This is a genomic window from Massilia pseudoviolaceinigra (assembly GCF_030846505.1).
GTDB lineage: Bacteria > Pseudomonadota > Gammaproteobacteria > Burkholderiales > Burkholderiaceae_D > Telluria_A > Telluria_A violaceinigra.
The window spans coordinates 15,911-39,031 of the sequence record NZ_JAVCWL010000048.1 but is presented as its reverse complement, the minus strand read 5'-3'; the positions used below and the strand labels follow the sequence as shown (position 1 = coordinate 39,031).

The following is a 23,121-nucleotide window of genomic DNA, read 5'->3' as shown; positions in this document are numbered from 1 at the left end:
GGAGAAACGGGATGCTGTCCACCTTGCGCCGGTCACTGGGTCGGGGCCTTGCCGCGCTCGCCTTCTGCTGGGCAGGCGTCGCTGCGGCCCAGGCGCTGGTCAATGAGCCAATCCGTCCGCTGCCCATGAAGGCGGTGGGCGATCCCGCGCGCATCGCGCTGGGCGCGCGCTTGTTCCAGGACCTGCGTTTTTCGCGCGACAGCACGCACAGCTGCGCCACCTGCCACCAGTTGCGCCGCGGCGGCACCGACGGCAAGGCGATTTCCACCGGGCCGGACGGCAAACCGGCGCTTTTCAACACCCCCACTGTCTACAACAGCAGTTTCAATTTCCGCCAGACCTGGACGGGGCGCTACAGCGGCGTCGATCAACTGCTCGACCACGTTATCATCAAGCCCAAGGCGTTTGCCGACAGCTGGGACCTGATGGCCGAGCGCTTGGCCAAGGACGAGGCGCTGTCGGCCCAGTTCATGGAAGTCTACGGCGACGCCCTGCGCCCGGCCTACGTGCGCGACGCGCTCGACCAGTTTCTTCGCTCGCTGGTGACGCCGTCACGCTTCGACCGCTACCTGCGCGGCGAGGCCGGCGCCATCACGGCCGAGGAAGAACGCGGCTACCTGCGCTTCAAGAGCTTTGGCTGCGCGGCTTGCCACCAGGGCATCAACGTGGGCGGTAATCTGTTCCAGAAAATGGGCGCCATGCGCGAGATGCCGGGGCTGGAAACGAGCGGCGCGGACCTGGGCCGCTATCAGGACACCAAGCGCAACGTCGACCGCCACGTGTTCCGTGTGCCGGGCCTGCGCAATGTCGCGCTGACGGCGCCGTACTTCCATGACGGCTCGGTCAGCACGCTCGATCAGGCGGTGGAGCTGATGTTCAAATACCAGCTGGGACGCACCGCCTCGCAGCAGGACAAGGAACTGATCGTGCGCTTCCTGCACACCCTGAGCGGCGAGAAGCTGGTGCCGGCAGTGGCGCCGGGAGTGACGCCGTGAGCGGCGCCCTGGGCACCTGGCGCCGGGTCGTCGCGCTGCTGCTGCTGATCGGGCTGATGGTGGTGCTCGGCGTGCTGTTCAAACGCACCCAGGCCGTCGACATCGAAGCGCAGAACCGGGTCATGCTCAACCTGCGCGAGCTCGAAAAGCTCGATTCGGAGTGGAACGTCAACATCCTGCGCTCGCACATCGGCTTGAACACCAATTACGATCCGCTGTCGGCGCCGCTGCCGCGCATGCGCGAACTGCAGCTGCGCCTGGCCGGCGCGCTGCCCATGACCGGCAATCCCAAGGCGGAGGATGCGCTTGAGCAGGTCAAGCGCGCGCTGGTAAAGAAGGAAGAACTGGTCGAGCAGTTCAAGACCCAGAACGCGATCCTGCGCAATTCGCTGATCTTTTTTCCGCCCGCGATCACCGATCTGAAGACCGAGCTGAATGGCATCGAAGGCGCGATCGTGCAGGCGCGCACGGTGTTGGCGCTCGACAGCGCCCTCAATAACCTCCTGAGCGACATCCTGCGCTATAACCTGGCGCCGTCGCCGGCGCTGGCGGCGCAGATCGAACGCACGATCGCCTCGATGCAGCCGCTGCGCGGCGATTTTTCGGACAGCGTGAGCGACACCATCGACGAACTGGGTCGCCACGCGCACGCCATCCTGCGCTACCGCCAGAAGGAAAACGAACTCGAAATGCATATCGCGAACAGCCGCACGGCCGAAGCGATGGAAAATCTGGGCAACCTGTTCGACACCTCGTTCGACCAGGTGCTGATCGAAAAGCAGCGCTACCGGACTTATTTGTTCGCCTATTCGGGCTTGCTGCTGCTGCTGTTGATGTACGTGGCGCGGCGCCTGCTGCGCAGCTACAGCATCATCGGCGAGGTCAATCGCAGTTTGCAGGCCGCGAACGAGACGCTTGAGCATCGCGTGGCCGAGCGCACGGCGGCGCTGGAAGCGCAGTCGGAACGCCTGAAGCAATTGGCCCAGCATGACAGTCTGACGGGCCTGATCAATTACGGGGAGCTCACGCGCCTGCTGGCGCACGCGCTGGTGCGCGCCGGCCGGCGCGGCGACGTGGTGGTGGCCATGTTCATCGACCTCGATGGCTTCAAGGCGGTCAACGACACCTACGGACACGCGACCGGGGACCTGGTGCTGTGCGAAGTGGCCAGGCGGGTGCAGGAGAAGCTGCGCAAGGAAGACGCGCTGGCGCGCCTGGGCGGAGACGAATTCGTGATCTTGCTGGAAGAGGTCAGTGGCCGCGACGGCGCCCTGCGGGTGGCGCAGCAGACCCTCGAAGCGATCCGCTCGATCACCGACGCGGGCGGCTGTCCGGTGCGCATTTCGGCCAGCATTGGCGTGGCCAGCGCCAAGGGCAAGGAAGGCTTCATGCGCGGCGCGCCGGCGCTGCTGGCCGATGCCGACCAGGCCATGTACCAGGCCAAGCAGGGCGGCAAGAACGGGATTTCATTCAGTCCGCAGGCGCAGTGGAATGAGGCGCCAGCTGCCGCTACGATGGCCTAGCCCTCGTCGTCTCCGGCATTGCCGGAACCGACTTCCCGCAGAGTGCCGCCTTGGCGCGGGAACTCGTTTCTGGCAATGCCAGGAACGACGGTTTTGAGGTTAGCGTGGCTTGATGCGCTACAATGAGCAAATTGGTGCACTGCACAATCGAGGTAACGGATAACGGCCGCAATCATGTTCACAAACCCATTCAGCAGCTGGCTCGGCGATCGCAAGAGCAGCAAAACGCGGCGCAAGGTGATGGTCAAGCAGCTCCACGAACGCGATCGCCGCCGTGTGCTCAAGCATTTCCTCGCGCTCGACGACAGTGACCGCTTACTTCGTTTCGGCACCAGGCTGCCCGACGAGCTGGTGGAAGCCTACGTCGCCAAGATCGACTTTTCCCGCGACACCGTCTACGGCGTCTATAACCCGGTCTTCAAGCTGGTCGCCGTCGGCCACCTGGCGTTCGGGCCCAGGGAAGCCTCGACCCACGCGCTGAGCAGCACCACCAAGGACATCGTGGCCGAATTCGGCGTGTCGGTGTCGGCGTCGGCGCGCGGACTGGGTATCGGCTCCAGGCTGTTCGAGCGCGCCGCCATCCGCTGCCGCAACCTCGATGTCGACACTTTGTATATGCACTGCCTCTCGTCCAACCAGACCATGATGCACATCGCGAAAAAGGCCGGCATGGAAATCCAGCGCGATTACGGCGAAGCGGACGCCTACCTGCGCCTGCTGCCGCCCGACCCGGCCAGCATGCTCAGGGAAGCCATCGACGAGCAGTTTGCCACCATCGACTACACCCTCAAGGCCAACACCCGCGCCGCCGTCAAGTTTTTCGTGCCGAAGAAGTAGGCCGGCCTTACACCAGCGGCAGCGCGGTCGTATCCTTGATCCGCTGCAGCGCGAAGCTCGACTTCACGTCGGCCACCGCCGGGTGGCTGAGCAGGGTCTGCATCATGAAGCGCGAGAAGTGGTCCATGTCTTCCACGTGCACGCGCAGCAGGTAATCCATTTCCCCCGTCATCGCATAGCAGGCCACCACTTCCGGCCAGTGCTCGACCGACAGCGCAAAGTCCGCATGGGGCGAACTGGTGGCGCGGCGCGCCCCGGCCGCGTTGCTGGACGCCTCGCTGTGCTTTTCCAGGCGCACGTTCACATACGCCAGCAAACCGAGGCCGATCTGGGCCGGGTCGAGCAGCGCCACGTACTGGCGGATCACGCCCGCTTCTTCCAGCCGCTTGATACGGCGCAGGCAGGGCGACGGCGACAGGCTGACCCGGTCGGCCACGTCCTGGTTCGACAGGCGCCCATCCGCCTGCAGAATCGCCAGAATCTTCCGATCTGTTTTATCGAGCACAATTTTTGGCATATTTTCTCCGAAAGCCACATTCCAACGCAATATTATTGCTCAAATCGTCGTGCGTGGGGCAGTGTTTGAAATTTAATGCTGGTGTCGCAGGACTATACTGTGCCCTATTAAAATAGGAGACTGTCATGCAATTTACGCCTTGGGAAAACCCGATGGGGACCGATGGATTCGAGTTCGTGGAGTACGCCGCGCCCGATCCGAAAGCGCTCGGCGCCCTGTTCGAGCAGATGGGCTTCACCGCCATCGCGCGCCACCGCCACAAGGACGTGACCTTGTACCGCCAGGGCGACATCAACTTCATCATCAACGCCGAAAAAGACTCGTTCGCGCAGCGCTTCGCGCGCACCCACGGCCCGTCCGTGTGCGCCATCGCGATCCGCGTCGACGACGCCGCCATGGCCTACCGCCGCGCGCTCGAACTGGGCGCCTGGGGTTTCGACAACAAGACCGGCCCGATGGAACTGAACATCCCCGCCATCAAGGGCGTGGGCGATTCGCTCCTGTATTTCGTCGACCGCTGGCGCGGCAAGGGCGCCAACGCCGGTTCGGCGCCAGGCACCATCGGCGACATCAGCATCTATGACGTCGACTTCGTGGCTATCCCGGGCGCCATCGCCAACCCGATCGGCAACGGCCTGACCTATATCGACCACCTGACCCACAACGTGCACCGCGGCCGCATGAAGGAATGGGCCGAGTTCTACGAGAACCTGTTCAACTTCCGCGAAGTGCGCTACTTCGACATCGAAGGCAAATTGACGGGCCTGAAGTCGAAAGCCATGACTTCCCCGTGCGGCAAGATCCGCATTCCGATCAATGAATCCTCGGACGACAAATCGCAGATCGCCGAATACCTCGACCAGTACCACGGCGAAGGCATCCAGCACATCGCGCTCGGCACCGACCATATCTATACCTCGGTCCAGGGCATGCGCAACAGCGGCATCGTGTTCCAGGACACGATCGAAACCTACTATGAGCTGATCAACCGCCGCCTGCCGGGCCACGGCGAGAACCTCGAGGAACTGCGCCGCCTGCGCATTTTGATCGATGGCCACAGCAACGAGACCGAGCGCGAACTGCTGCTGCAGATTTTCACGCAGACGGTGATCGGCCCGATCTTCTTCGAGATCATCCAGCGCAAGGGCGACCAGGGTTTCGGCGAAGGCAATTTCCGCGCGCTGTTCGAGTCGATTGAACTCGACCAGATCAAGCGCGGCGTGCTGCAGGACACGACCGCGGCTTAAGCCCGGCGCAGCGACGCACAAGAACATACGGAGACAAAGACAATGAACGCACCGCTAGACCGGGCTCACCTCGACGCTGAGCCGTCGCACGAGATTTCGCTCGACGACAAATGGACGCTGGAGCGCGGCCGCGCCTTCATGACCGGCACCCAGGCGCTGATCCGCCTGCCGATGATGCAGCGCGAACGCGACCTCAAGGCCGGCCTGAACACCGCCGGCTACATCACCGGCTACCGCGGCTCGCCCGTGACCTCGGTCGACATGACCGCGGTGAAGGCCAAGAAGCACCTCGACGCCCACCACGTCAAGTTCCATCCCGGGATGAACGAAGACCTGGCCGCCACCGCGGTCTGGGGCACCCAGCAAACGAACCTGTTCAAGGACGCCAAGTACGACGGCGTGTTCTCGATGTGGTACGGCAAAGGCCCCGGCGTGGACCGCTGCGGCGACGTTTTCAAGCACGCCAACAATGCCGGCAGCGCCAAGCATGGCGGCGTACTGGTACTGGCCGGCGACGATCACGCGGCCAAATCGTCGTCCACCGCGCACCAGTCGGACCATATCCTGAACGCCTGCGGCATTCCGGTGCTGTACCCGGCCTCGGTGCAGGAATACATCGACTACGGCCTGCACGCCTGGGCCATGAGCCGCTACACCGGCCTGTGGGTATCGATGAAGTGCGTCACCGACATCATCGAGTCCGGCGCCGTGGTCGACTTCGACCCGGACCGCGTCCAGATCGAACTGCCGACCGACTTCGTGCTGCCCGAGGGTGGCCTCAATATCCGCTGGCCCGACACCGTGCTCGATATGGAAGTGCGGATGAACAGCTTCAAGTGGTACGCCGCGCTGGCTTACGCGCGCGCCAACAAGCTCAATAAAATCATCTGGGACAGCCCGAAGCCGAAGATCGGCATCATCACCGCCGGCAAATCCTACCTCGACACGCGCCAGGCGCTGGCCGACCTGGGCATCGACGAGCAGGCCGCCAGCGACATCGGCATCCGCCTGTATAAGATCGGCATGACCTGGCCGCTCGAAGCGGAAGGCGTGCACGAATTCGCCAAGGGGTTGGACGAAATCCTGGTGGTCGAAGAGAAGCGCCAGATCCTCGAATACGCGCTCAAGGAAGAACTGTACAACCTGCCGGACGGCCAGCGTCCGCGCGTGGTCGGCAAATTCGACGACACCGGCGAATGGTCGAACAAGGGCGGCACCGGCCACGGCGACTGGCTGCTGCCGGCCACCTATGAGCTCAACCCGGCCCAGATCGCGCGTGCGATCGCCAGCCGCATTTCGCACTACTGCGCCGGCCATCCGGTCGAGCAGCGCGTCAAGGAGCGCATCGCCTACCTCGAAGCGAAAGAGCTGGTGCTCAAGAGCGCGGGCCTGAAACCCAATCCCGACACCGATCGCACCCCGTATTTCTGCTCCGGCTGCCCGCACAACTCGTCGACCAAGGTGCCCGAAGGCTCGCGCGCGCTGGCTGGCATCGGCTGCCACTACATGGTGCTGTGGATGGACCGTGAAACGTCGACCTTCACCCACATGGGCGCCGAAGGCGTGACCTGGGTCGGCCAAGCGCCGTTCACCAACGAGAAGCACGTCTTCACCAACCTCGGCGACGGCACGTACTTCCACTCGGGGATCCTGGCGATCCGCGCGGCGGTGGCGGCCAAGGTCAACATCACCTATAAAATCCTGTTCAACGATGCGGTTGCCATGACCGGCGGCCAGGAATTCGACGGTCCGCTCGACCCGGGCATGATCAGCCGCCAGATCGCGGCCGAAGGCGTGGGCCCGATCATCGTGGTCACCGACGAACCGGAAAAATACCCGTCCGACTACAAGTGGGCCGAAGGCGTCACCGTGCGCCACCGCAGCGAATTGATGGACGTACAGCGCGAACTGCGCGACAAGCCGGGCGTGTCGGCCATGATCTACGACCAGACCTGTGCGTCCGAAAAGCGCCGCCGCCGGAAGCGCAACGAGTATCCGGATCCAGCCAAGCGCGCCGTCATCAACGAGGCTGTGTGCGAAGGCTGCGGCGATTGCTCGGTGCAGTCGAACTGCCTGTCGGTCGAACCGCTGGAAACGGAACTGGGCCGCAAGCGCCAGATCAACCAGTCGTCCTGTAACAAGGACTTCTCGTGCGTGACGGGCTTCTGCCCGAGTTTTGTCACGGTCGAAGGTGGTTCGCTCAAAAAGCCTAAAAAAGCCGCCACCGGCGAAGCGGCCCCGCCGCAGCTGCCGACGCCTGTGCTCAAGGGCACGGCCGCGCCGTACGGCATCCTGATCACCGGGATTGGCGGCACCGGCGTGGTCACCGTCGGCCAGATCCTGGCGATGGCGGCCCACGTCGAAGGCAAGGGCGCCATTGTGCTCGACATGAGCGGACTGGCCCAGAAGGGCGGCCCGGTGATGTCGCACGTGCGCCTGGCCGACAAGCAGGCCGATTTGCATTCGACCCGCGTGGGCACCGGCAGCGCCGACCTCGTGATCGGCTGCGACCTGATCGTCACGGCCAGCCGCGACGCTTTGTCGCGCATGGGCGAAGGCCGCACGTATGCTGCGATCAATTCGACCGGTTCCTCGACGGCCGCATTCGTCAAGAATCCGGACTGGCAGTTCCCAGGCGCGTCGTCGCAGGCCGAGATCGTCAAGGCCTGCGGCACCGAGCGCGTGGACTTTGTCGACGCCGGCCAGATCGCCACCGCGCTGATGGGCGACTCGATCGCCACCAATATGTTCATGCTCGGCTACGCGTGGCAAAAAGGCCAGGTGCCGTTGACCGAAGCGTCGATCATGAAGGCGATTGAACTGAACAACGTATCGGTGGGCTTTAACAAGAGCGCCTTTACCTGGGGCCGCACTGCGGCGCACGATTTGCAGTCGCTGGTGAAGATGACCACGCCGGCCAAGGTGATCGAGTTCAAGCGCACGCAAAGCCTGGACGAGATCATCAACAGGCGCGTGGAACTGCTGACCGCTTACCAGGATGCCGCTTACGCCAACCAGTACAAGACCTTCGTCGACCAGGTGCGGGCCGAGGAAGCGAAGCTGGGCAAGGGCACGCGCCTGGCCGAAGCGGTCGCGCGCTACTACTACAAGCTGATGGCGTACAAGGACGAGTATGAAGTCGCGCGCCTGTACACCAACGGCGCCTTCCAGGAAAAGATCGCGGGCATGTTCGAGGGCGACATCAAGCTCAAGTTCCACCTGGCGCCGCCGCTGTTCGCCAAGCACGACTCCAAGGGCCAGCTGATCAAGCAGGAATTCGGTCCGTGGATGATGAAGGCGTTCGGCCTGATGGCCAAGATGAAGGGCCTGCGTGGCGGCGCGCTCGATATCTTCGGCTATACGGCGGAGCGCAAGATGGAGCGCGCGCTCATTACCGAGTACCGCAACACGGTCGGCGGCCTGTTGCCCAAGCTGAACGCGGAGACCCTGTCGCAAGCGGTGGCCATTGCCAGCATCCCTGAGGATATTCGCGGGTACGGGCACGTGAAGGAGCGCCACCTGAAGGCGGCCAAGGAGAAGGAAGCCGCGCTGCTGGCGGCCTTCGGCAAGCCTGCGTCGCCGGACGGCGTGATCCAGATTCATCGGGTCGCGTAAGACCGGGTCGCGTAAGACCGGGTCGCGTAAGACCGCGCAGCGTAAGATGAATGGCCCGCCTTGCAGCGGGCCATTTTTTATCCGGGGTATCATGGGGGCTTCGCAATTGACGAGGCCAGACCACCATGTTCATCACCGCCAAGGGAACCTTCGAGATCACCATGCAGGCACCGCCATCGGGAGAGGGCGCGGGCCGCGTTTCGCTCGGCCGCATGCTGATCGATAAATACTACAGCGGCGATTTGATCGGCATCGGCCAGGGCGAGATGCTCTCGGCCGGCAATCCCGCCGCCGGTTCGGCAGGGTACGTGGCCATCGAACACGTGACCGGCACGCTGGACGGCATGAGCGGCAGCTTCGCGCTGCAGCACGCCGGCACCATGCATGCCGGCGCCAGCCATCTGTCGATCAGCATCGTGCCCGGTTCGGGGACCGAGGGCCTGGCCGGCATCCAGGGAAAATTCAAGCTCGATATCGTCGACAGCAAGCATTACTACGAACTTGAGTACACGATGGATCTGGTGTAAAGCCGGGGGCTGGCGACACAGGGGCACTACGGAAGTAAAATCGCTGCCAGAATCATCCCCAGCCCCACCAGCGACACCATCCACACAATCGAGCGCACCACCGGAATGCCGGCCGCGTACAGCGGCACGTACACCACGCGCGCGATCAGATAAGCCCAGGCGCCCCACAAGGTCAGGTCGCCCTCGCGCCCGCCCACATGCGCAATGAGCACGGCCGCCGCAAACAGCGGCAGCGTCTCGAACAGATTGGCCTGCGCCCGCTGCAGGCGCGCCGTCACGGGCCGCGGCGGCGGCGCCCCACCGTCGCGCGGCCCCATGTTGTATTCGGTCCCGGTTTCCTTGGTCCGGAACGCTCCGGTCACCATGATCTGCACCAGCGCCAGCACCAGGGTCCATCCCAGGATCATCAATTCGGTCGTCATCGCGTGTTTCCCTGTGTACACCGGCGGTCGCCGGCAATGTAGTCAGATTAACAAAGTAATCCGCAAGGCCGTGCACGCTTGGCGTTGCTTTTTGTGTATATATATTGCGTTTAGGTAAATCCCTCCAGCGTTTGTCCCTTAAAATTGAACGTTTTGCATCTTTGCACCTTCCTCAACGCCAGGAGACCGCCATCAACGCCCCGACCAACGCCCCGTCCCCGGAACTGGCAGCCCGCCTGACCGCCCCGAGCCGCGCCTACAAAAACAGCGCGCGCATCGCGGTCGCCGGCCTGCTGCTGTTCGTGGCGCTGTACTGCGGCCTGGCCGGCTGGTTCCTGTACACCCCCTGGCAGGTCTTCGTCGACGGCGCCGGCAGCGACATCGGCATTTTCGCCTACATCATGGCTGCCTGTTCGCTGTTCATTGGCGTGATGATGCTCAAGGCGATTTTCTCGGTGCGTAACGCCAAGTTAGAGGACTTGCACGAGGTCACCGCCAGTGAGCAGCCGCGCCTGTTCGCCTATCTGTTCAAGCTGGCCGATGCCGCCGGCGCGCCGCGTCCGCACAAGGTATTCCTGTCGGCCAGGGTGAATGCCGCCGTGTTCTACGACCTGTCGCTGTTCAACCTGATTTTCCCGTCCAAGAAGAATCTGGAAATCGGCCTGCCGCTGGTGAACACGCTCTCGCGCGGCGAACTGCGCGCCGTGCTGGCACACGAATTCGGCCATTTCGCACAACGCTCGATGGCGGTCGGGCGCTGGGTCTACGTTGCCCAGCAGATCGCCGGTCACATGGTCACGCGGCGCGACAAGTTCGACGAGTTCCTGGTCGGCGTGGGCAGGATCGATTTGCGCCTGACCATGGCGGTGGGCGTGCTGCAGGTGATTATCTGGTCGATCCGTTCGCTGATCGACAGCCTGTTCCGGGTAGTGGTGGTGATGCAGCGCGCCCTGTCGCGCGAGATGGAAATGCAGGCCGACCTGGTGGCCGTGTCGCTGACCGGCAGTGACGCCCTGATCCACGCGCTGCACCGCACCCGTGGCGCGGACGACGCCTGGGAGCGCGCGCTGGCTTTCATCACCGACGAACATGCCGCCGGCCGCGCCACGCGCGACGCCTTCGCGGTGCAGACCCACATGCTGCAGCGTATGAGCAGCATCCTGAACGACCGCAGCTATGCCGACGTGCCGCCGCTGCCCGAGCAGGGCAAGGACCAGCACCGCGTGTTCAAGGCCGAACTGGCGCAGCCATCCAAGATGTGGCTCTCGCATCCGCTCAATCACGAACGCGAAGCGAACGCCAAGCGCATTTACGTGGCCGCCCCGATCGACCCGGCCAGTGCCTGGTCGATCTTCGAGCAGCCGTCCGCGCTGCGTGAGCAGATGACCCAGCGCCTGCTGGGCGAGGGCGAGTCCACCCCGATCGAACTGGAAGAGTCGCTCAAGCTGCTGGCCCGTCCGTTCAAGCGCGAACAGTACAACCGCCGCTACTGCGGCGTTTATTTCGCCCGGCCGCTGACCCGCCATGCGGAGTCGCTGGCGCAGCTGCGCGAGGGCCACTACCCGGCGGCGCCGGAAGCACTGGGAACGCTGTACCCGGCCTCGCTGACGGCCGACGTGCAACTGCTGCGCACCCTGCAGGATGAACGCGCCCAGCTCGACGCGCTGATCGCCGGCGTGCTGACGGCGCCGGGCGGGGTGGTACGCCTGCGCGGGGACGAATTCAGCAAGAAGCAGCTGCCCGCCGCGCTGGAGCGGGTGCGCGGAGAAATCGACGCTGTCAACGCGCGCCTGCAGCGGCACGACTGGATGTGCCGCAGCTGGCACCAGAACATGGCGCGCCAGCTCGGTGGCGGCTGGGAAGCCTATCTCGACGGCTTGCTGGCGATGGTGCATTACGCCGAACACCGCCTGGCCGACCTGAAGGATGCGCAAGGCATGCTCAATAACGCGGCGGCGGTGGTCACGGCGGTGCACCGCGTGACCGACGAAGGCGTGTCGCGCGTGGTCGGCCAGGCCAACGAACTGCATTACGTCATAGAGCAGATCTACAAGGAAGCCGGCGCGGTGCACCTGGACGCGCGCCTTGCCGCGCGCATGGAGCTCAATACCGACTGGCGCCAGGTGCTGGGCGAATTTACCCTGCCGCTGGCCTACTCCGACAACATCAACGAATGGATGCGCGCTTCCGAGAACTGGGTCAGGAGCCTGACCAACGCGCTCGACGCGCTGCGTCTGGACGCCCTTGAAGAGCTCTTGATCACCGAAACCATGATCGCGCGCTGCTCGCGCGGGGGCGAAGCGATGTCGGTCGCGCCGGCGCCATCGAAAGCGCCGCCGTCCTACCGGTACTGCTGCCGGGCGCCGAACGCAAGCGCCAGCAGCAGCTTGGCTGGCGGGCGCGCTTCGAGCGTGCCGACGGCTTCGTGCCGGGCGCCGCGCGCCTGCTGGTGGCGGCGTCGATCGTGCTTGCGGTCCTGAGCGCCGGTTCCTTTACCCGCGGCGGCGTGTCGGCCTTCGGCAGCGATCCGGTCATCATCGTGTATAACGGCCTCGGTACGCCGGTGAACGTGAACATCGATGGCAAAACCGTGAGCGTACCCGCACATATGAACCGGGAACTGAGCGTGCCGGCACTGGGCAAGCACCATGTCGAGACGCGCAGCGGCGACGGCCGGCTGATCGAAGCGTTCGACGCCGAGTCCACGCGCGGCGGGCATCCGGTCTACAACGTGGCCTCGGCCACGGCGCTGGTGCACTGGTGGGCAAATTATGGCAAGGTCAAGCCGAGAGCGGAACAGATGCTGGGCGCGCCGCGCTGGAGCGACAGCGATGTCGACTTCCGCTTTATGGCACCACCCAAGAGTATCTCCAGCAAGGGCGATGGCGGCTACCGCAGCGTGCTTGACGGCCTGGCCGACGAAGCCCCGGAAACCCAGCTCGGGACGCTGCCCGACGAGGCGCAGAAAAAACACCTGGGCCTGATGCACGCGCGCTGGGACGCTACCACGCTGGCGTACAGCGAAAGCTGGTTCACGTATGCCGCCACGTTCCCCGAATATGCGGCCGTGCTGGAGGAACGCTTGCGGCGCGAGCCGCGCGACGTGTTCCTGCGGCGCGCCGAAATGGACCTCGCCAGCGAGGCGCGCAAGCCTGTGCTGTGCGCGGAACTGGGCGCGCAAGCGGCCGCGCAGCCTGACGACGGCGATGCCGTCTACCTCGCGCTGCGCTGCCGCAACGATGATCCGAACGTGAAGCGCCTGATGCTCAAGGCGCGCGCACGCTGGCCTGAGAACGTCTGGCTGGCACGCTGGTCCGCGCACGACAAGCTGCACTCGAAAGACTTCAGCGCCGCTGCCCCCGATCTCGAACAGATCGTGCGCGCCACGCCAGGCGGAACCAACTTCGCGGGCCTGGACCTGGCGCGTGTACGGCGCTTCCTCGCGCCGGACGCCGATCTCGGCGATTTGCTGAAAGGTTCACGCCGCCTGCAGGAACTGGTGACGATCGAGAAAGGGCCGCTGTCCACGGACTCGCCGCTGCGCGCCTATTTCGCCCTCTCGACCGGACGCCTGAACGAGGCGCACCAGATTGCGCAAGACGATTCAACCCGCGCGGCGCACGTGCTGCGCCTGGCTGCAGCTTCCGACGGCGCCGATGCGGACATGATCAAACGCGCCATGGCGCTGCCGTTCGCGGCCGGCACCGACAGCGCGACCACCTGGGTCGGACTCGCGCTGGCGCAAAAGCACGGCTACGATACCGCGCCGTTCCGTAAAACGACGCTGGCGGCGTCGGGACCATACCAGCAGCAGATGCTGGCCTTCTTCGACAGCATCGCCGCCGGCAAGGACCCGCGCGCGGCTGAACGCCTGATCGAGGCCGTCCCGCCTTCGGTGCGCGCACATGCGTACAGCGCGGCGCTGGTGCTGCTTGGGCAAAAGGCTCCGGCCGAATGGCGCGTGACGGTCAAGCGCCTGCTGTTCATCTCCGAGCGGCCGTATTTCAAGGCATAAGCACTGCGGCGACATTGCCGATACGGGGCGCGCAAAGCGGACTATAATTTCCGGTTCGCGCTCACTATGCGCCCCGTATTGACACCTTTGCCGGAGCTTTACCGATGATTCGTTCTGCGCTGCTGCTTGCCCTGCTGTCCGCCATTCCCTTCTCCCACGCCGCCCCCGACCTGAGCACCGTCGCCGAGCGCTCGCAGTTCCAGAAAACCGGCCGCTACGACGAAGTCATCGCGCTCTGCTCCGCGTTCCAGAAAGCGTATCCGAAGCAGGTCAGGTGCATCGAATTCGGACGCACGCCGGAAGGACGGCCGATGCAGGCGCTGGTGGTCACCCGCACCGGCGCACTGACTGCGCAAGCTGCGGCGGCGCGCGCGCTGCCCGTGGTGCTGGTCCAGGGCGGCATCCACGCCGGCGAGATCGATGGCAAGGATGCCGGCTTCCTGGCGCTGCGCGAGGTGCTGGAAAACCGCGCCGCGCCCGGTGCGCTGGACAAGCAGGTGCTGCTGTTCGTCCCGGTCTTCAACGTCGATGGCCACGAGCGCTTCAAGCAGTGGAACCGCCCCAACCAGCGCGGCCCGGTCGAAATGGGCTGGCGCACCACCGGCCAGAATTTCAATCTGAACCGCGATTACGCCAAGGCCGACTCCATCGAAATGCAGGCCATGCTGGCGCTGGTGAACGCCTGGGATCCGCTGGTCTACGTCGACCTGCACGTGACCAACGGCGCCAAGTTCGAGCACGATATTTCGATCCAGGTCGAACCTGTGCATTCGGCCGACGTGGAGTTCCGCAAGACCGGGCTGGCGCTGCGCAGCGGTGTGCTGGCCGATATCGCCAGACAGGGCTCGCTGCCGCAGCCGTTCTACATGTCGTTCGCGGAGGAAGACAATCCGGCGTCGGGCTTTGCCGACGGCGTATCGGACCCGCGTTTTTCGACCGGCTACTTCCCGTTGCGTAACCGGATCGCCGTGCTGGTCGAGACCCATGCGTGGAAGGATTATCCGACCCGCGTGCGCATCACGCGCAACTCGGTGGTGTCGGTGCTCGAACAGGTGGCGCAGCACGGCAAGGTGTGGCAGACGGCGGCGCGCGACGCCGATGCGCGCGCGGCGCGGCTGGGCGGCACCGAACTGCCGCTGACCTACAAGGCGACCGACAAGGTGCGCATGATCGACTTCCGTGGCTACGCGTACGCGCGCACGCAGTCGGACGTGTCGGGCGCCTTGATGACGCGTTACGACGAAACCAAACCGCAAATCTGGACCGTGCCGCTGCGCGACGAGATTGTGCCGGACCTGATGGCCAACGCGCCCAAGGCCGGCTACATCGTGCCGGCGGCGCATGCGGCCATGGTGGCGCGCAAGCTGGGCCAGCACGGCATCGCCTACCGCACCCTTGGAGCGGCGCAGGCCAAGGCCGATGTCGAGACCTTCCGCGCCGAGAAGGTGACATTCGCACCGGGCTCGCTCGAATCGCACCAGCGCGTGACCTTGCAGGGCGCGTGGAAGGCCGAGCCGCGCGCGTTGGAGAAGGGCGCGCTGTTCGTCCCCGTGGCGCAGGCCAAGGCGCGGCTGGTAATCGCCCTGTTCGAGCCGGCCGCCCCGGATTCGCTGCTGCAGTGGGGTATGTTCAACACCGCGTTCGAGCGCAAGGAATACATGGAAGACTATGTGGCCGAGGAGGTCGCGCGCGAGATGATGGCAGCCGATCCGGCGCTGGCGGCCGCATTCAAGGCCAAGGTAGACAGCGATCCGGCGTTCGCCAAGAACCCGGACGCGCGCCTGGAGTTTTTCGCCAAGCGCCACACCTCGTATGATGAGCGCCTGAACCTGTATCCGGTGCTGCGCACGGCGGTGGCGCCCTAAGGTCGATCCGGGCCCCCATTCTGGTTTACGTGGGGTCCAATTGACGCACTGTGTTCAAGTGCGGGCGGGCGACGTCCATTTTGAATTCTTCGGAAATGCGAGGATCACTCATGACGTCTTCCCAGAATTCGAGCGCCATGCGGCAGCACGGCCGGGGAGCCGGGCGGCTCTCCCTGCATCACCTGCTCCGCCATCACCGGATACCTGGCGGCGCGGCTGGCCTGCGGGATAAGCCACTCCCGCATCCGTTTCAGATCGCCGACAAATCTGGCATACGATTCGTCCCCGAGAATGAGGTTGCCGGCCGCGTGTTCGCTGCGCCGCGCAACGTACTGGAACACATGCTCATCGGTCCAGATGCGGATATCGTCCGGGAAGTCGAGGTCGCGATGTTTGCGCGGCTCGAACCGGCCGAGAAAACCGTGCGGCCGCAAGTCCCTGAGAAACCATGGCATGCCTTCATACAGGGTGTAAGCCCTCGTGTCTGGCCGGGTCAGCACGTAAAAGCCTCCCTGAAGCGGGGCCAGGTCGCCGATCACCGTCACACTGCCCTCATGGGATATGCAAAACACGGGTACCGGGGCTGTAACCCCGGGCACCTGGCGTTGCAGCGCGTATTGGCGCGCTTTGCCTGCGCCCAGCGCCACGCCATCCGGTATGGCTTGCCACAGGCGCGACAGCGTCGACTGGCTGACGGCTAACGCATCCATGATCGTCGATGGGTTGGCCGGACCGCGCAGCAACAGCTCTCTCAACTTGTCAATATGCTCATTTTTAGCCATCGTACCGGCGCTGAGTGAATAGATTCGTTTGCACCCCTGTCATGGGGAAGAACCACCCAAATGAATAGAATAGTGAATAGATTCGTGAATAGATTCGTGAATAGATTCGTGAATAGATTCGTGAATAGATCATACCCCTGGCGGCGGCAGTCGTAAAAAAGCCCGCATCAGCGGGCTTTTCAGTTGAAACCGCCAGCCTCACATCGGCTGCAGCGGAATCGTCCCCATGGTCGGCGTCGAACACGGCTCCTCGTCGAACGCGATATCGCCCAGCGGGCTGGCCACGCCATCGGCCTTGATCTCCTTGAACCCGAACAGCTCCTGGTCCATCAGATGCGACGGCACGACGGTGGACAGCGACGAGAAGATGCTTTCGACCCGGCCCGGATATTTTTTCTCCCACTCGCGCATCAGGTTCTTGATCTGCTTGCGCTGCAGGTTCTCCTGCGAGCCGCACAGGTCGCACGGGATGATCGGGAACTGCTTGACCTCGGCGTAGCGCTCCGAATCGGCTTCCTTCACATAGGCCATCGGGCGGATCACCATGTGCTTGCCGTCGTCGGACACCAGCTTGGCCGGCATGGCCTTGAGCTTCCCGCCGAAGAACATATTCAGGAAGAAGGTCTCGAGGATGTCGTCGCGGTGGTGGCCCAGCGCGATCTTGTTGCATCCCAGTTCATCGGCCACCCGGTACAGAATCCCGCGCCGCAGGCGCGAGCACAGCGAGCAGGTGGTCTTCCCTTCGGGGATCAGGCGCTTGACGATGCTGTAGGTATCCTGGTTCTCGATGTGGAACGGCACGCCCAGCTTGGTCAAATAGGCCGGCAGGATATCGGCCGGGAAGTTCGGCTGCTTCTGGTCCAGATTGACGGCGATGATCTCGAAGTGGATCGGCGCGCGTTCGCGCAAGGTCAATAAAATATCCAGCAGCGCGTAGCTGTCCTTGCCGCCCGACAGGCACACCATCACCTTGTCGCCGTCTTCGATCATGTTGAAGTCGCCGATGGCCTGGCCGACCTGGCGGCACAGGCGCTTGTGCAGCTTCTGGTTTTCGTGGGCGACCTTGTCGTCGCTGCGCTCGATCACGGCCGCGTCGCTCATGCTTCTTCCTTGATCTGGAATACTTCCACGCCGACGCCTTCGCAGTCCGGATACACGTCCGGCTTCATGGTCGACACGCGCACCGCGCGCACGTTCGGGTGCGCCAGCATCGAGCGCACCACGTCGTCGCACAGGGTCTCCTGCAGGTGCACGTGGCCCTGGGCCATGCGGCGCGCGATGGTTTCGCGCATGAAGTCGTAGTCGACCACTTCCTGCAACTGGTCGTCCTTGGGCGTGGACAGCGCCAGCGGGATGTACAGGTCGACGTTGATCAGGACGCGCTGTTCGCCCTTTTTCTCGAAGTCGTGCACGCCGATGTTGATCATCACTTCGTAATTGCGCAGGAACAGGCGGCGGCAGGCGCTCAGCTTGGGGTGGGACAGGGCGGACAGCATAGGGAGTCTTTCAGGTTGTTTTATTTGGTAAGGAACATCACGTCGCGCGCCAGCGGCATCAGGTGCTGGCCGCCGTCGACCACCAGCGTGGTGCCGGTGACGGCGCGCGCGCCCGCCAGGTAGCACACCGCGGCCACGATGTCGTCGGGCCTGCTCGATTGTCCCAGCGGCGTGGCCCGGTGGGCCTGGGCGAAACCGGCCTCGGTCTGATCGCCCGACAGCATGGTGATCCCCGGTGCCACGCCGACCACGCGTACCGTCGGCGCGAGCGCTTGCGCGAGCATGCTGGTGGCGGTGTGCAGGGCGGCCTTGGACAGGGTGTACGACAGAAAATCGGGATTGAGGTTGTACAGCTTCTGGTCGAGCAGGTTGATGACGACCGCCTGTTCGCCGGCTTGGGTGGCCGCGTGCAGGGCCTGGGCCAGCAGGATGGGCGCGGCCACGTTGGCCTGCATGTGGCGCGCCAGCAGCGCCGGCGAAAAGTCGGCCGCGCTGTCGTAGTCGAACTGCGATGCGTTGTTGACGATGCAGCCGAGCGGTCCCAGTTCGGCCATTGCGCGCGGCACCAGGGCGCGCACGCCGGCTTCGTCGGCCAGGTCGCATTGCAGCAGCGCGGCCCGGCGTCCGAGCGCGCGCACGGCGTCGGCCACCTCGCGCGCGTCCGCTTCCGAGCTGCGGTAGTGCAGCGCCACGTCCCAGCCGGCGCGCGCCAGGCCGAGCGCGATGGCGCGGCCGATGCGGCGTCCGGCGCCGGTCACGAGGGCGACCGGTTGACGAGGGGTGGATGCGGGTTGTTGCATAAATGAGCAGACTAATAGGCAGAAAAGCAGACGGATCGGACGCCGTGCCGGCGCGAGCCGCTATTATCGCCTAAAGTTCGCTCAAGGTCCCCAAACGGGACCGTTTATGCTTCCTTTATGCCCCCATCCGTTGTTCCGTCGCCGGATCGAACAGAATCGCTTTGGACAGGTCGAAGGCGAGGTTGATGCGCTCACCCGGCATGGCGTGCGCGCGCGGGTGCGTGCGGCAGGTGGCGCGCACGCCGCCCACCCAGGTAAATACCAGCGTATCGGGTCCGGTCGGCTCGGTCATCTCGACCAGGCAGGTCACTTCGGTCGGCTCGTAGCCGTCGTGGGCGCTCGACTGGCGCGCGCTCAGGGCATCGGTCACGTGCTCGGGACGGATGCCGAGAATGACTTCGCGCCCGTGCCAGGCACCATATTCCTTGCCGCCGGCCGGCAGCGGCAGCAGGGCGATATCGCCATCGACGTCGAGCGTGAAGGCGGTGCCGCCGTTGTGCTGCACCAGTTTGCCTTTCAAGAAATTCATCGACGGCGAGCCGATGAAACCGGCCACGTACAGGTTGTCCGGGCGGTCGTAGATCTCTTGCGGGCTGCCGTACTGCTGCACCACGCCGTCGCGCATGACGGCGATCTTGTCGCCCAGGGTCATCGCCTCGATCTGGTCGTGGGTGACGTAGACGATGGTGGTGCCCAGGCGCTGGTGCATCAGTTTGATCTCGGCGCGCATTTCCACGCGCAGCTTGGCGTCCAGGTTCGACAGCGGTTCGTCGAACAGGAAAAGCGACGGATCGCGCGCGATGGCACGGCCCATGGCCACGCGCTGGCGCTGGCCGCCCGACAGCAAGGCGGGCTTGCGGTCGAGCAGGTGGGTCATCTGCAGCGTTTCGGCCACGCGCGCCACGATCTTTTCCTGTTCCGCCTTGGGCACCTTGCGGATGCCCAGCCCGAACGAGATATTCTCGCGCACCGTCATGGTCGGATACAGCGCGTACGACTGGAACACCATGGCGATGTCGCGCGACTTGGGCGGCACGTCGTTGACGACGCGGTCGCCGATCAGGATCTCGCCCTCGGACACCGTTTCCAGGCCGGCGATCATGTTCAGCAAGGTCGACTTGCCGCAGCCGGAACCGCCGACCAGGATCAGGAACTGGCCATCCTCGATCTCGAGGTTAATGCCTTTTAAGATTTCAGCGCCGTTCGGGTACACCTTGCGCACATTGCGAATCGATAAACTGGCCATCGTTGTGGTTCTCCTGCCTTGAATTAGTTGAAATCAGCCCTTGACCGCGCCTGCGGTCAGCCCGCGCACGAAGTATTTGCCAGCCACCAGGTACAGTCCCAGGGTCGGCAACGCGGCGATGATGGCGGCGGCCATGTTGACGTTGTATTCGGTGACGCCGGTCGAGGTGTTGACCAGGTTATTGAGCGCCACCGTGACAGGCTGCGCATCGGCGCCGCCGAACACCACGCCGAACAGGAAGTCGTTCCAGATCTGGGTGAACTGCCAGATGAAGCAGACCATGAAGATCGGCAGCGACAGCGGAAAGATCACGCGGCGGTAGATGGTGAAAAAGCCGGCGCCGTCGATGCGCGCCGCGTTCACCAGTTCTTCCGGCACGGTGACGTAGTAGTTACGGAAGAACAGCGTGGTAAACGCCACCCCGTAGATGATGTGCACGATGATCAGGCCGGTGGTGGTGTTGGCCAGGCCGGCCATGCCGAGCAGGCGCGCCATCGGCAGGATCACTACCTGGAACGGGATGAAGCAGCCCACCATCAGGGCCGTAAACACCACGTTCGAGCCGCGAAAGCGCCAGTGCGCCAGCACGTAGCCGTTCAGGGAGCCGATCAGGCTCGAAATGAGCACCGCCGGTATCGTCATGCTGACCGAATTCCAGAAGTAGGGCGCTAGGCCCTCGCAGCGCACGCCGGTGCAGGCGCCGCTCCAGGCACGCGTCCAGGCTTCGGTGGTCGGAGCCAGCGGCAGGTCGAGGATGGTACCGGTGCGGATCTGCTCGAGCGACTTGAACGAGGTGGTGAGCATCACGTACAGCGGCGCCAGGTAGTACAGCGCTACGAGCGCCAGCAGCACGTAGATGAAGATCCGCCCGGCAGTGAGCTGGTTCTGGTCAGCGCCCATGGCGTGCTCCTTTGGTTTCGAGGTACATGAGTGGCACCAGTACCGCCAGCACGGTGGCCAGCATCATCATGGCCGACGCCGCGCCCAGGCCCAGCTGGCCGCGCGTGAACGAGAACTGGTACATGAAAATGGCCGGCACGTCGGACGAGGTGCCCGGTCCGCCGGCGGTCAGCGCCATGACCAGATCGAAGCTCTTGATGGCGATGTGCGACAGCACCAGCAGCACGCTGAAGAACACCGGCCGCAGCGCGGGAATGACGATGCGCAGGTAGATCGTGGGCAGGCTGGCGCCATCGACCATGGCGGCCTTGATGATGGCGTCATCCACGCCGCGCAAACCGGCCAGGAACAGCGCCATCACAAACCCCGACGACTGCCAGACGCCGGCGATGACGACCGTGTAGATCGACATCTCGGAGTCGACCAGCCAGTCGAGGCGGGCGTTGACGAAACCCCAGTCGTGCAGCATTTTTTCCAGCCCGAGGCCGGGATTGAGAATCCACTTCCACGCCGCGCCGGTCACGATGAACGACAGCGCCATCGGGTACAGGTAGATCGCGCGCAGGGCGCCTTCGGCGCGGATGCGCTGGTCGAGCAGAATGGCGATCGACAGGCCGATGGCCAGGCACAGCAAGATGAACAGGCCGCCGAAGATGCCCAGGTTGGCCGCCGCGGTCCACCAGCGATCCAGGCCGAACAGGGCGGTGTACTGGCCGAAGCCGGCGTACTCGAAGCGCGGCATCATGCGCGATTCGGTCAGCGACAGGAAGGCGGTGAGCACGATGAAGCCGTACACGAACACCAGCGACATCAGGATGGTGGGCGCCAGCACCAGGCGCGCCATCCAGGCGTCGACGCGGGCGGCCCAGCGGCCGGGAACCGCGGGGGCGCGCGTGCGCGCCTGCGGCCCCGGACTGGAAGTCAGGGAGGAAGCGGACATGAATAGATCTCCAAAAGACGGATGCAGGCCGGCGCCAATGCGGCGGGCCGGGCTGACGGGTGCGCGCGCGGCCGTGAGCCGCGCGCGGGGGTGCTACGAGAGGCTTACTGCGTCTTTGCTGCCTTGGCCAGGGCTTGAACTGCTGCCTGCGCTGTCATGGTGGAGTTCATGAACTTGGCCACCACGTCCTGGATCGCGCCGGCCTTGGCCGAGTCGAGTGCCATGCCGTGCGCCAGGCTTGGCAGCAGGGCGTTGCCCTTGTTGCTGGTGGCCATGTCATCCATCGACTTGGTGGCGCAGCTGTCGAACTTGGTGCGGGCAATGTTGGCGCGCGCCGGGATCGAACCCTTGTTCAGGTTGAACACTTCCTGGAATTCCGGGCTCATCACGGCCGACGCCAACGTCAGCTGGGCTTTCTGCTCTTCCGGATTCTTGACCGTGAACATGGCCAGCGAATCGATGTTGAAGGTGAACGATTTCTCGGTGCCAGGCGCGGCGACGCACAGGAAGTCCTTGCCCGCGACCTTGCCGGCGGCGGTGAATTCGCCCTTGGCCCAGTCGCCCATGAACTGCATGCCGGCCTTGCCGTTGATGACCATCGCGGTTGCCAGGTTCCAGTCGCGGCCGGCGGCATCCTTGTCGATGTAGGTCTTGATTTTCGCCAGCGTTTCGAACGACTTGATCATGGTCGGGCTGGTCAGGCTGGCCTGGTCGAGCTTGACCAGCGACTTGTTGTAGAAGTCGGCGCCGCCGATGCCCAGCACCACCGTTTCAAAGATGGTGGTGTCCTGCCATGGCTGGCCGCCGTGGGCGATCGCCACCAGGCCGGCTTTCTTGATCTTGTCGGCCGCGGCGAAGAATTCGTCGAAGTTGGTCGGGGTCTTGGCGCCGGCCTTGGTCAGTACCGCAGGGTTGATCCACAGCCAGTTGACGCGGTGCACATTGACCGGCGCAGCGACGTAGTGGCCCTTGTATTTCATCACGTTGGAGATGACCGGCGGCAGAAGGCTGTCCCATTTGCCGGCCGTGGCCGCGCTGTCGATGTTGGCCAGCACGCCTTCATTGCCCCATTCCTGGATCGCCGGGCCCTTGATCTGGGCCGCGGTCGGCGGGCTGCTGGCGATCACGCGCGCTTTCAGGGCGGTGGTGGCGTTTTCGCCAGCGCCGCCAGCGACCGCAAAGTCTTTCCAGACCACGCCTTTCGCTTCCATCATTTTTTTCAGTTCGGCAATCGATTTGGCTTCGCCGCCGGAAGTCCAGTAGTGCAGCACTTCGACTTGCGGTGCGGCTTGCGCCACGCCGGCCAGGGTGGCCAGGCTGGCCGCGGCCAGGAAGAACTTGAGTTGTTTGATTTTCATCTGGTTCGTCTCCAACGATTTTTTGATTTGACTGCG

At 64.3% G+C, this 23,121-nt stretch carries 19 protein-coding genes; 9 read left to right on the top strand and 10 right to left on the bottom strand.

Features of this window, described 5'->3' with window-relative positions; translation table 11 throughout:
• The first annotated feature begins 11 nt into the window (after window positions 1-11).
• The 3 genes from RBA40_RS30950 (at window position 12) to RBA40_RS30940 (ending at window position 3,355) form a co-directional block, all read left to right on the top strand.
• Window positions 12-995, top strand: coding sequence for a cytochrome-c peroxidase (locus RBA40_RS30950; RefSeq protein ID WP_306652522.1), 984 nt, complete (start codon window positions 12-14; stop codon window positions 993-995).
• On the top strand, window positions 992-2,518 hold the full coding sequence (locus RBA40_RS30945; RefSeq protein WP_306652521.1) for a DAHL domain-containing protein: 1,527 nt from the start codon (window positions 992-994) through the stop codon (window positions 2,516-2,518). Before RBA40_RS30950 ends, RBA40_RS30945 begins: the two co-directional genes overlap by 4 nt.
• A 174-nt stretch (window positions 2,519-2,692) precedes the next feature.
• Complete coding sequence (locus RBA40_RS30940; RefSeq protein ID WP_374710570.1) at window positions 2,693-3,355, top strand: GNAT family N-acetyltransferase; 663 nt, start codon at window positions 2,693-2,695, stop codon at window positions 3,353-3,355.
• A gap of 7 nt (window positions 3,356-3,362) precedes the next feature.
• Here the strand turns inward: RBA40_RS30940 and RBA40_RS30935 are convergent, their stop codons facing one another.
• Window positions 3,363-3,872 (bottom strand): Lrp/AsnC family transcriptional regulator, encoded by a 510-nt coding sequence (locus tag RBA40_RS30935; protein ID WP_099873715.1) that lies wholly within the window; start codon window positions 3,870-3,872, stop codon window positions 3,363-3,365.
• Window positions 3,873-3,997: 125 nt separating this feature from the next.
• On the opposite strand from RBA40_RS30935, the gene hppD reads away from it, so the two are divergent.
• The 3 genes from hppD (at window position 3,998) to RBA40_RS30920 (ending at window position 9,261) form a co-directional block, all read left to right on the top strand.
• Window positions 3,998-5,119, top strand: coding sequence for a 4-hydroxyphenylpyruvate dioxygenase (gene hppD / locus RBA40_RS30930; RefSeq protein WP_099873716.1), 1,122 nt, complete (start codon window positions 3,998-4,000; stop codon window positions 5,117-5,119).
• 42 nt (window positions 5,120-5,161) lie between these two features.
• On the top strand, window positions 5,162-8,734 hold the full coding sequence (locus RBA40_RS30925) for an indolepyruvate ferredoxin oxidoreductase family protein (protein ID WP_306652519.1): 3,573 nt from the start codon (window positions 5,162-5,164) through the stop codon (window positions 8,732-8,734).
• 125 nt (window positions 8,735-8,859) lie between these two features.
• Window positions 8,860-9,261: a DUF3224 domain-containing protein gene (locus RBA40_RS30920; RefSeq protein ID WP_099873718.1), complete on the top strand. Its 402-nt coding sequence runs from the start codon at window positions 8,860-8,862 to the stop codon at window positions 9,259-9,261.
• Between the two features lie 26 nt (window positions 9,262-9,287).
• On the opposite strand, the gene RBA40_RS30915 is transcribed toward RBA40_RS30920, so the two are convergent.
• Window positions 9,288-9,683 (bottom strand): MAPEG family protein, encoded by a 396-nt coding sequence (locus RBA40_RS30915; protein ID WP_306652517.1) that lies wholly within the window; start codon window positions 9,681-9,683, stop codon window positions 9,288-9,290.
• A gap of 161 nt (window positions 9,684-9,844) precedes the next feature.
• On the opposite strand from RBA40_RS30915, the gene RBA40_RS30910 reads away from it, so the two are divergent.
• From RBA40_RS30910 to RBA40_RS30900, 3 genes are all read left to right on the top strand, one after another.
• Window positions 9,845-12,163 carry a M48 family metallopeptidase gene (locus RBA40_RS30910; protein ID WP_306652516.1) on the top strand — a complete coding sequence of 773 codons (2,319 nt, stop codon included), beginning with the start codon at window positions 9,845-9,847 and terminating at the stop codon, window positions 12,161-12,163.
• A complete protein-coding gene (locus RBA40_RS30905) occupies window positions 12,109-13,698 on the top strand; it encodes a hypothetical protein (protein WP_306652514.1) in 1,590 nt (529 codons plus the stop codon). The genes RBA40_RS30910 and RBA40_RS30905 overlap by 55 nt, the downstream gene beginning before the upstream one ends.
• A gap of 104 nt (window positions 13,699-13,802) precedes the next feature.
• Complete coding sequence (locus RBA40_RS30900) at window positions 13,803-15,563, top strand: M14 family metallopeptidase (RefSeq protein WP_306652513.1); 1,761 nt, start codon at window positions 13,803-13,805, stop codon at window positions 15,561-15,563.
• Between the two features lie 104 nt (window positions 15,564-15,667).
• Here the strand turns inward: RBA40_RS30900 and RBA40_RS30895 are convergent, their stop codons facing one another.
• The 8 genes from RBA40_RS30895 to RBA40_RS30860 all read right to left on the bottom strand — a co-directional run bounded on the left by RBA40_RS30895 (window position 15,668) and on the right by RBA40_RS30860 (window position 23,085).
• Window positions 15,668-16,345: a hypothetical protein gene (locus tag RBA40_RS30895; protein WP_306652511.1), complete on the bottom strand. Its 678-nt coding sequence runs from the start codon at window positions 16,343-16,345 to the stop codon at window positions 15,668-15,670.
• 198 nt (window positions 16,346-16,543) lie between these two features.
• A complete protein-coding gene (ttcA, locus tag RBA40_RS30890) occupies window positions 16,544-17,446 on the bottom strand; it encodes a tRNA 2-thiocytidine(32) synthetase TtcA (RefSeq protein WP_099873722.1) in 903 nt (300 codons plus the stop codon).
• On the bottom strand, window positions 17,443-17,841 hold the full coding sequence (locus RBA40_RS30885) for a dihydroneopterin aldolase (RefSeq protein ID WP_099873723.1): 399 nt from the start codon (window positions 17,839-17,841) through the stop codon (window positions 17,443-17,445). Before RBA40_RS30885 ends, ttcA begins: the two co-directional genes overlap by 4 nt.
• A 20-nt stretch (window positions 17,842-17,861) precedes the next feature.
• Window positions 17,862-18,641, bottom strand: a complete 780-nt coding sequence (locus RBA40_RS30880; protein WP_306652509.1) for an SDR family oxidoreductase — start codon at window positions 18,639-18,641, stop codon at window positions 17,862-17,864.
• A 115-nt stretch (window positions 18,642-18,756) separates the two neighbouring features.
• Window positions 18,757-19,887 carry an ABC transporter ATP-binding protein gene (locus tag RBA40_RS30875; RefSeq protein ID WP_306652507.1) on the bottom strand — a complete coding sequence of 377 codons (1,131 nt, stop codon included), beginning with the start codon at window positions 19,885-19,887 and terminating at the stop codon, window positions 18,757-18,759.
• 33 nt (window positions 19,888-19,920) lie between these two features.
• Window positions 19,921-20,787, bottom strand: coding sequence for a carbohydrate ABC transporter permease (locus tag RBA40_RS30870; RefSeq protein WP_306652505.1), 867 nt, complete (start codon window positions 20,785-20,787; stop codon window positions 19,921-19,923).
• A complete protein-coding gene (locus tag RBA40_RS30865) occupies window positions 20,777-21,631 on the bottom strand; it encodes a carbohydrate ABC transporter permease (RefSeq protein WP_229413767.1) in 855 nt (284 codons plus the stop codon). Before RBA40_RS30865 ends, RBA40_RS30870 begins: the two co-directional genes overlap by 11 nt.
• A 200-nt stretch (window positions 21,632-21,831) precedes the next feature.
• Window positions 21,832-23,085, bottom strand: a complete 1,254-nt coding sequence (locus RBA40_RS30860; protein WP_306652504.1) for an ABC transporter substrate-binding protein — start codon at window positions 23,083-23,085, stop codon at window positions 21,832-21,834.
• Window positions 23,086-23,121 lie beyond the last annotated feature (36 nt).